8 protein-coding genes are annotated in these 7,312 nt (G+C 52.7%); 2 read left to right on the forward strand and 6 right to left on the reverse strand.

Going from position 1 to position 7,312, the window contains the following annotated elements; translation table 11 throughout:
- Positions 1-126: 126 nt before the first annotated feature.
- From ACJROR_RS09720 to ACJROR_RS09745, 6 genes are all read right to left on the reverse strand, one after another.
- Positions 127-837, reverse strand: a complete 711-nt coding sequence (locus ACJROR_RS09720) for a hypothetical protein (RefSeq protein ID WP_406546910.1) — start codon at positions 835-837, stop codon at positions 127-129.
- A gap of 194 nt (positions 838-1,031) precedes the next feature.
- A complete protein-coding gene (locus tag ACJROR_RS09725; protein ID WP_406546911.1) occupies positions 1,032-2,198 on the reverse strand; it encodes a Fic family protein in 1,167 nt (388 codons plus the stop codon).
- A 314-nt stretch (positions 2,199-2,512) separates the two neighbouring features.
- Complete coding sequence (pyrF, locus tag ACJROR_RS09730) at positions 2,513-3,247, reverse strand: orotidine-5'-phosphate decarboxylase (protein WP_406546912.1); 735 nt, start codon at positions 3,245-3,247, stop codon at positions 2,513-2,515.
- Between the two features lie 23 nt (positions 3,248-3,270).
- Positions 3,271-4,467, reverse strand: coding sequence for a tetratricopeptide repeat protein (locus ACJROR_RS09735; RefSeq protein ID WP_406546913.1), 1,197 nt, complete (start codon positions 4,465-4,467; stop codon positions 3,271-3,273).
- A gap of 26 nt (positions 4,468-4,493) precedes the next feature.
- Positions 4,494-4,865 (reverse strand): lipopolysaccharide assembly protein LapA domain-containing protein, encoded by a 372-nt coding sequence (locus ACJROR_RS09740; RefSeq protein ID WP_406039366.1) that lies wholly within the window; start codon positions 4,863-4,865, stop codon positions 4,494-4,496.
- Positions 4,866-5,025: 160 nt separating this feature from the next.
- Positions 5,026-5,514: a YhcH/YjgK/YiaL family protein gene (locus ACJROR_RS09745; protein WP_406546914.1), complete on the reverse strand. Its 489-nt coding sequence runs from the start codon at positions 5,512-5,514 to the stop codon at positions 5,026-5,028.
- Between the two features lie 296 nt (positions 5,515-5,810).
- Between ACJROR_RS09745 and ACJROR_RS09750 the strand changes: the two genes are divergently transcribed.
- Together ACJROR_RS09750 and sstT are read left to right on the forward strand one after the other, a co-directional pair.
- A complete protein-coding gene (locus ACJROR_RS09750) occupies positions 5,811-6,245 on the forward strand; it encodes a dUTP diphosphatase (protein WP_406546915.1) in 435 nt (144 codons plus the stop codon).
- Positions 6,246-6,316: 71 nt separating this feature from the next.
- The coding region (gene sstT / locus ACJROR_RS09755) for a serine/threonine transporter SstT (protein ID WP_406546916.1) at positions 6,317-7,312 on the forward strand (996 nt) is incomplete at its 3' end.

The raw sequence follows: 7,312 nt of genomic DNA on the forward strand, positions 1-7,312 counted from the left end.
TGAAAAACTGACTGCTAATCCCCGAACAGGCTTCACGGCTGAGAATCGGGGGTAATTAAAAAAACAGGCTTAAGAGACCGCTTGCCAAATAAAAGTCATTAAACCAGAGATTAAGACGCTGGGCCGTTAAGAAGACTCCTTGTTTGCAAGTTCTTCTTTCAATCTGGCAATTTCAGCCCTAGCTTCGGCAAGCTCATCCAATATGCCATACTCCCGCTTTTCTACCGCCGCATCCAGGGCTTTCCTAGCTTCGTCAAGAGTCCGGCTCTCTGCCAGAATCTTCAGAAACACCTGAAAAAATCCTTTCGGGGCTGGCACCAGTTTCCGAAAATTTTCCAGATCGATTATCATAAAGTTCGGCCACGTGGGAAGCCATTCATGAATTCCTTCTTCATTGTTTTTTTCATCGGCCGGAAAGTTCGCATAGGTTTTGATTTCCTTATTCCACCTGTTCTCCTCCAGACATGAATGCTCCGTGATATAGACCAGAAGCGTTCTTTTCTGCGGATATCTGGCGGTCAGGGCCTCGCTGTAAATCGATGATTTACTCAAGTCAGGTTCCTGATCAGTGTCCATAACCAGCCATACATAGACATCTCCGGCGCGCCAGGATGCATCCGGCTCACAAGGAAAAGGATTATCCCGAAGATGAGAGCGGCTGACTAGTTGGCGAATACTGGCGTTTACATCCGCTGACCAGCATTTCGGATCCCTGGCATCTTTAAAAAAGCTGCCTGCCAGATCGTTTGTCAGAATACTGAGAGCAGCCCCGGTGGCCAACTCCCGCAGCCATTCCTTCTTGTCAGCGACTTCTGTTTTGTTGCCGTTTTTTGTCATAAATTCTCCTGATTGATACTCCCCGCAACTGAAGCTGCGGGATTATTGCTTCAAAGACTCAGCTCGACACCCGGGATTAAGACAGCCGGGCTTTTCTGTTTGCATGTTCTTGTTCCAATCTGGCTGGCAATTTCAGCCTTTAAACTTCTTTGGCAATCTCATCCCCTGCGGTCTGCCGCCGCGGCAGGGGGTTTTCAGGTGCCCTTTTTCAGTATGTTCAGGTATTCTTCGTAGGCAAACGTTCTGTTCCGTTTTCTGCTGCGACCCTCATTCTCAGTCTGTGCCAGAATCCCGGCCTCAATGAGCCTTTTGGCCGCAGACGCCACTGCGTTATAGGAAAGCCCCAGCGCCGCTGCGGTTTTTCCAATATCAATAATGGGATGCGCTTCCAGATAATCAAAAAGCAATCCCGCATTTATCCGGGCGCGTCCCAGGCCATCAATGACCCTGACATTTTTCTCATGAAGCGCGGAGAGATCATCTATGGCGGAAATGGCATCCCGGGAGGATTCCCGGACAGCTGTCAGAAAAAACCGCGCCCACTGCTCATAGTTTCCCTTCTTTCTGACCTCTGTCATTCTGTCATAGTATTCGATGCGGTTTTGCTTCAGGAAGCCTGAGACATAAAGAACCGGCTCGGTCAGGACTTTATTGTCCATGAGATACAGCGTGATCAGGAGTATCCCGATTCTGCCGTTACCGTCAGGGAACGGATGTATGGTCTCAAACTGGTAATGTATCAGGGCCGCCCGGAGCAGAAAATCAAGGCTGTCTTCCCGGCTCTCATCCCTGCTCAGGTATTTCTCCAAATCTGACATCGCCCTCTCCATATCTTCGGGACAGGGCGGGATATAGCTCGCCTTGCTCAGATCTGAGCCCGGGCCTCCGATCCGGTTCTGCGAGCGCCGGAATTCTCCTGGGGCGCTCTCCTGACCGCAGGCGTTTTTCATCAATATTGCATGGGTTTCCCTGATTAACCTATTGCAGAGCGGGAGCGTCTTAAGTCCGTTTATCGCATATTCCGAGGCCCTGATCAAGTTTGCAACCTCGGTAACATCCCTTTTTGCATGGAGTTCTGGCATAGGATCCAAGGCATCCTCCAGCGTTGCCTGCACTCCTTCTATCTGAGAAGACATCAGGGCTTCCTTGCGGAGATACAGAGATACCAAGGGCTTCATACCGGGCAGTCTGGAAGAAATGCTTTCTAAAGAGGCAAGGCTCCTATGGGCGGCAACAAGCAGATTCACCATGTTTTCATCTAATATCAGCGGCGGCGATGGCGGGAGAGGACTTGGCACGAAGGATTGGTACCGGGCTTCTCCGGAAAGGCTGCTGCGATAAACACCGGCTCTGTTCTTCATGCAAAACGCCTCCGATGCTGAAACTGAATAAGCCTATTACCGATCTTATTTCATTTTATCAGCTTATCCTGAAATAACAAACGATGCCGGGATACATTATTTCAAGTTATGGAGCTTAGCAGCCGCGGAACAGTCCCGGCCTCTCCTGATTCCCAAGGCATTCAGGAGCGCAGCCAAACAGTACTGGGGTGAAACGATGCGATGAACGGCATGATAAGGAAATTACAGGAACAGCATGCAACGATGCGAAGTTTCAGGAAGAAACAGCTGATAAAGGCTTCAAAAAAGAAGCCTCTGTCAGAAGTTTTTGCTGATTAAAAACCGGCTTCCCTGATTTCCGCGGCAATCATCTCCAGGGCCTTCAGGGGATCCGGACTTCTGGTAATAGGTCTTCCGATAACCAGGTAATCGGAACCGCCTCTGAGGGCATCCCCCGGGGTAACAATGCGCACCTGATCATTGGCTGCGGCCCAGGCGGGTCTGATGCCCGGGGTTACGATGCAAAACTCTCCAGGAACCGCGCTTCTGATAAGACCGGCCTCCCGGGCGCTGGAAACCACGCCGTCAAGACCGGAGTCCCGGGCCAGCCGGGCCAGCCTTTGCACCTGATTTTCCACGCTGTCTGAAATCCCCACTCCGGAAAGCTGCTCCGCATCCATGCTGGTGAGCACGGTAACCGCTATGAGCTTCGGACGGTCGCTCCCGAATTCACGGAGAGCCTGCGCCGCGGCAGTCATCATTTTGGCGCCGCCCATGGCATGCACATTAACCATCCAGACCCCCAGATCCGCGGCTCCGGCTACGGCCCGGGCCACCGTATTGGGAATGTCATGAAACTTGAGATCCAAAAAAATCTCAAAGCCCTGCCCCTGATAGCGTCTTACCATCTCCGGGCCGAAACGGGTAAACATTTCCTTGCCGATTTTAAGACGGGCCATGGCGGGATCCAAAGCGGCCACCAGAGCATCCGCCTCCTTCTCGGCCGCAAAATCAAGGGCTACTATTATCCGGGGATCTGCTTCCGGTTTGGCATGAAGAGCTTCGGTCATATGGAATCCTTAAAAAATCTGAATCAGGCAGGAGGCAGTGAATCCTGCGAAAAGTCAATGGAAGCGTTTGGCAGCATGGTTTCCCACTTATGGCAGCTGGGGCATTTCCAGAACAGCATCTGGGACTTGAAGCCGCAGTGCCGGCAGACAAAACGGCTGGTATTAATCTGATGGGCGTCAATAAGACTCTTAAAAACCTGCAGCTTCTGCTGGCTTTGGGAATCCAGAGTATCAAGCCTGAAATCCATCAGAAGCGAAAACATTCTGATACTGGAATTCTTCTTGAGGTATCTGATGATGAATTCCTCGGCATCATCAACGCTTCTGACCGCCGCAAAGAGCTCGGCCATGCGAAGAGCCACGGACTCGGATCCGGAAATCTGCAGCCATTTTTCCAGCACCTCAAGCTCCCCCTGACTGCCGTTCTCTTCAGAGAAGCATTTCCCCAGAAGCTTCACGCACAGACTAATCATCCGGGAATCGGCTTCGGCAATGGCATCCATAGCCTGCATAGCTTCCGGGAAGCGCTTCTTTTCAATATTGATTTTGGCAATGTTGAGATAAGCCCGGACACAGGTTTTATTAACCTGCGCGGCTTTTTTGAAGTACTCCAGAGCCTGGTCTTCCTGCTTTACCGAAAACGCGTCATTCCCGAGCTCGCAAAGATATTCCGCTTCCTTGATCCGGATATTGGCGGACTCCCGGAATATGCTGCGGAAGCATTTGATGGTTTCCAGAGCCTTCTGCCATTCCTTTTCCTGATCGTAGATCTTTACCAGAAGCTCGCAGGCCCGGGCCTTTTCCGCATCGTAGCTGATAAGCTCCCGGAGAATTTCCTCGGCCTTGTCCAAAAGCCCGGACTGAATGAAATCCCGGGCCAGCTCCAGAAGCGCCAGGGATCTTTCGTTGGAGGACAGCCCTTCCATGGTCATGATGCTGTTATGAAAATTTATGGCCCGCTCCATTTCGCCTCTTTCGCGGTAGAGGTTGCCCAGGGCCAGGTTTTCTTCAAAGCTGTGATTGGACTGACTGTCGTAAAAGCTGATAAGCTCGTCTGCGGCCTTTTTGCGGTCGTGATTGAAAAAGTAGTTAAGTCCCCGGGTAAGGTTTCTGATATTTCCGGAGTTCCTGTTCTCATCGCTTTTCTGCGCGGCATGATAGCCCATGTACCAGCCGTAAAAGGCGGCTACCGGCAGCAGAAGGAACAGTAACTCAATCATGGCAAATCAGCGTCTCCAGACCGCACTCAGCCGGCGGAAATTACCTTCAGATCCCCGGAGTATCCGGGATCGGGAGCAGCTTCAGGAACGGCATCCTTTGCGGGAGACAGCAACCCCTGAACCTCGGGAATGCCGTTCTTTTCCATGCGGCGGATCCGGCGCCGGAGATTTCTGATGCGCACCCACTGAATAAAGACGATATAGGCCCAGATAAAGCTGAAGAACACCGCTCCCGCCAAAAAGGAAAAACCCATCAGGGCTGAAATCGTTATTTCCGTCTTTCCGGCCAAGAGGTTGAGCATCACGCTGCTGTCATTGGCCATGCCCAGAGCCAGAGCCAAAAGAGCCACTGCCAGCAGCACCAGAAAATAACAGTACTTGAAGATTTTACGAATCATAACCGCCCTTCCGGAGGAGCCCCGCCCGCCGCGGGTCTTCCCGATTATAAAAAAAACAAACCCGGACACCGGATGACACCATCCTGTTCCGGTAATTTCTGATGACTCCGGATCCTTCCGGAAAACATAACCTTAGCTCCCGCCATTATAGCAGGAAACCTCAGGCCCCGGCCGTCCGGGACACGAGAACCTTGAGAATCAGCTTTTTCACCGTGCCGGGAGCCCCGGATGCGCAGAGAGGCTTGTGCGCCTCGCCGGGATAAAATACCGCAAAATCCCCCGTTTTAAGATCCAGATAAGAGAGCTGAGTTTCCCGGGCCAGAAAGCCGATGTCCTTTTCTTCGGAATAAGGCACGCCCTCGGCATCGGCTTCCGGAACAGAGCCCAGTCGCACCGCTTCCGGACGGAAGCCGATTCTTTCCCGTCCCTCAAGAATCACATGCACATCAAGATAGCGGAGGTGGTACTCGGCCATCCGGTCATCCTGGGGCTCGGTCTCGTTGGTATCAAAGTTTGCAAAAACCCGGCTTTCGGGTTCCAGATCCAGCCTCCCCTCAGGAAGCCGCTCCGCCATGGCCTTTCGGATATATCCGGCATATTCGCCCAGCAGTTTTTCAGAAAACTCATCCCCGAGATGACCTGTAATCATGTCGCCGCTCCTTCAAATTATCTCTGAGCAAATTTTACTATGTTTGCCCCCGCTGGAAAAGATTTTCCGGAAGGAGCGGCCCCCCGGAGTCAGTTTTGAAGGCCGGACATCCCCTCTGATAATCCGGAGATGCCGGCGGGACTTCGGCCTTCCTCACAGCCCCTTCCGGATATTGGATACTTGCCGGGATAATTAGGGTACAATACCGCGGGAAAAAAGGCTTTCGGCTTGCTGTATGACGTTCAGCTGATGTCCGAGGGCCCGGTGATTAATTAATACATTTTCGGAACACTAACATGAGAGTAAAACCGCTGGTCAGTAATTTCATTCCGCCGGAAATCAAGCATGACTCCGCCGGCATGGATATCTATTTTCAGGAGGATACGGAGCTTCGCACCGGCTGCGACAATGTGGTCAGGCTGGGCTTTGCCGCCGAGGTGCCCCATGGCTTCGTCGCCCTGCTGCTGCCCCGGAGCAGTGCCGGAATAAAGGGCATCGGCCTCAGAAATACCGTCGGCGTCATTGACAGCGACTACCGGGGGGAATGGATCGCCCACATCAGCGTGGACGAGCTGGACAGCAATACCAGAGACACCGTGCTGAGCTACCGGAGAGGAGAACGCGCCATTCAGGCCATCATTGTTCCGGTGCGCTATGAAACCATTGAGCTCTCAGACGAGCTTTCAGACACGGATCGCGGTCAGGGCGGCTTCGGCAGCACCGGAAAATAACATTTCCGTTACCTGCCTCAATCCCCTGAGGACTTTCAAATAACAACCTGAAATTTAAGGATACCCCGCATATGATGACACCTTTGTATGCCGCATATAAGAAGGTGCCCCTGGTGCTCCAGATCGTTATCGGTCTTGTCATCGGCACTCTTCTGGCTCTGTTCTGTCCGGAACAGACGTCTTTTATAAAAGGCTTCGGAGATCTGTTTGTAAAGGCTCTTAAAAGCGTGGCGCCGCTTCTGGTGCTGGTACTGGTAACCTCAGCCATCGCCGCGCATCAAAAGGAAGGATCCAGCCAGCTCTGGAAGCTCATGATCATCTATTTCGTCTCCACGTTCCTGGCTGCGGTAACCGCGGTGGGAGCCTCCTTCCTGTTCCCGGTCTCGGTAACCCTGACCGGAACCGCCGGCGAAGGAGCCGCTGTTGCAGGCAGCATTTCCGCGGTGCTTTACAACATCGTGATAAACGCGGTTGACAATCCGGTAAACGCCCTCATCAATGCCAACTATATCTCCATTCTGGTCTGGGCTGCCGCTCTGGGCTATATGTTCCGGAACGCCAAAGAATCCACCAAAGCCGTGCTGGAGGATCTGGCCTCAGTGGTAACAGCCATTGTCCGCATCGTTATCCGTCTGGCTCCTCTGGGCGTCATGGGACTGGTATATAACTCCATTGTCTCTCAGGGCGGCATCGACGGGCTCCTGGGCTATGCCTCGCTCATTTATGTGCTGGTCGCCGTTATGGCCGTTTCCGCCCTGGTGATAAACCCGGCCATTGTCTTCGTCATCACCCGCAAAAACCCCTTCCCGCTGGTTTTCAAATGTCTTGCCGAGAGCGCCTACTACGCCTTCTTCACCCGAAGCTCCGCTGCCAACATCCCGGTAAACATGGCGCTCTGCGATCGCATGAAGGTTCCCAGAAGCATGAGCTCCATTTCCATCCCTCTGGGCGCCACCGTTAATATGGCCGGAGCCGCCATCACTATCAGCGTGCTCACTTTATCGGCTGTGGCTTCTCTTAATGGCGGAGTTTTGAACATTGACATCTGGACGGCTATTCTTCTTTGC

Origin of the sequence: Succinimonas sp. (assembly GCF_045225735.1) — a bacterium.
Classification (GTDB): Bacteria; Pseudomonadota; Gammaproteobacteria; order Enterobacterales; family Succinivibrionaceae; genus Succinimonas.

Bases quoted from the DNA above. Each gene is read 5' to 3' on its own strand.
- ACJROR_RS09720 (WP_406546910.1), bottom strand. From the start codon at position 837: ATGACAAAAAACGGCAACAAAACAGAAGTCGCTGACAAGAAGGAATGG.
- ACJROR_RS09725 (WP_406546911.1), bottom strand. From the start codon at position 2,198: ATGAAGAACAGAGCCGGTGTTTATCGCAGCAGCCTTTCCGGAGAAGCC.
- pyrF (WP_406546912.1), bottom strand. From the start codon at position 3,247: ATGACCGAAGCTCTTCATGCCAAACCGGAAGCAGATCCCCGGATAATA.
- ACJROR_RS09735 (WP_406546913.1), bottom strand. From the start codon at position 4,467: ATGATTGAGTTACTGTTCCTTCTGCTGCCGGTAGCCGCCTTTTACGGC.
- ACJROR_RS09740 (WP_406039366.1), bottom strand. From the start codon at position 4,865: ATGATTCGTAAAATCTTCAAGTACTGTTATTTTCTGGTGCTGCTGGCA.
- ACJROR_RS09745 (WP_406546914.1), bottom strand. From the start codon at position 5,514: ATGATTACAGGTCATCTCGGGGATGAGTTTTCTGAAAAACTGCTGGGC.
- ACJROR_RS09750 (WP_406546915.1), top strand. From the start codon at position 5,811: ATGAGAGTAAAACCGCTGGTCAGTAATTTCATTCCGCCGGAAATCAAG.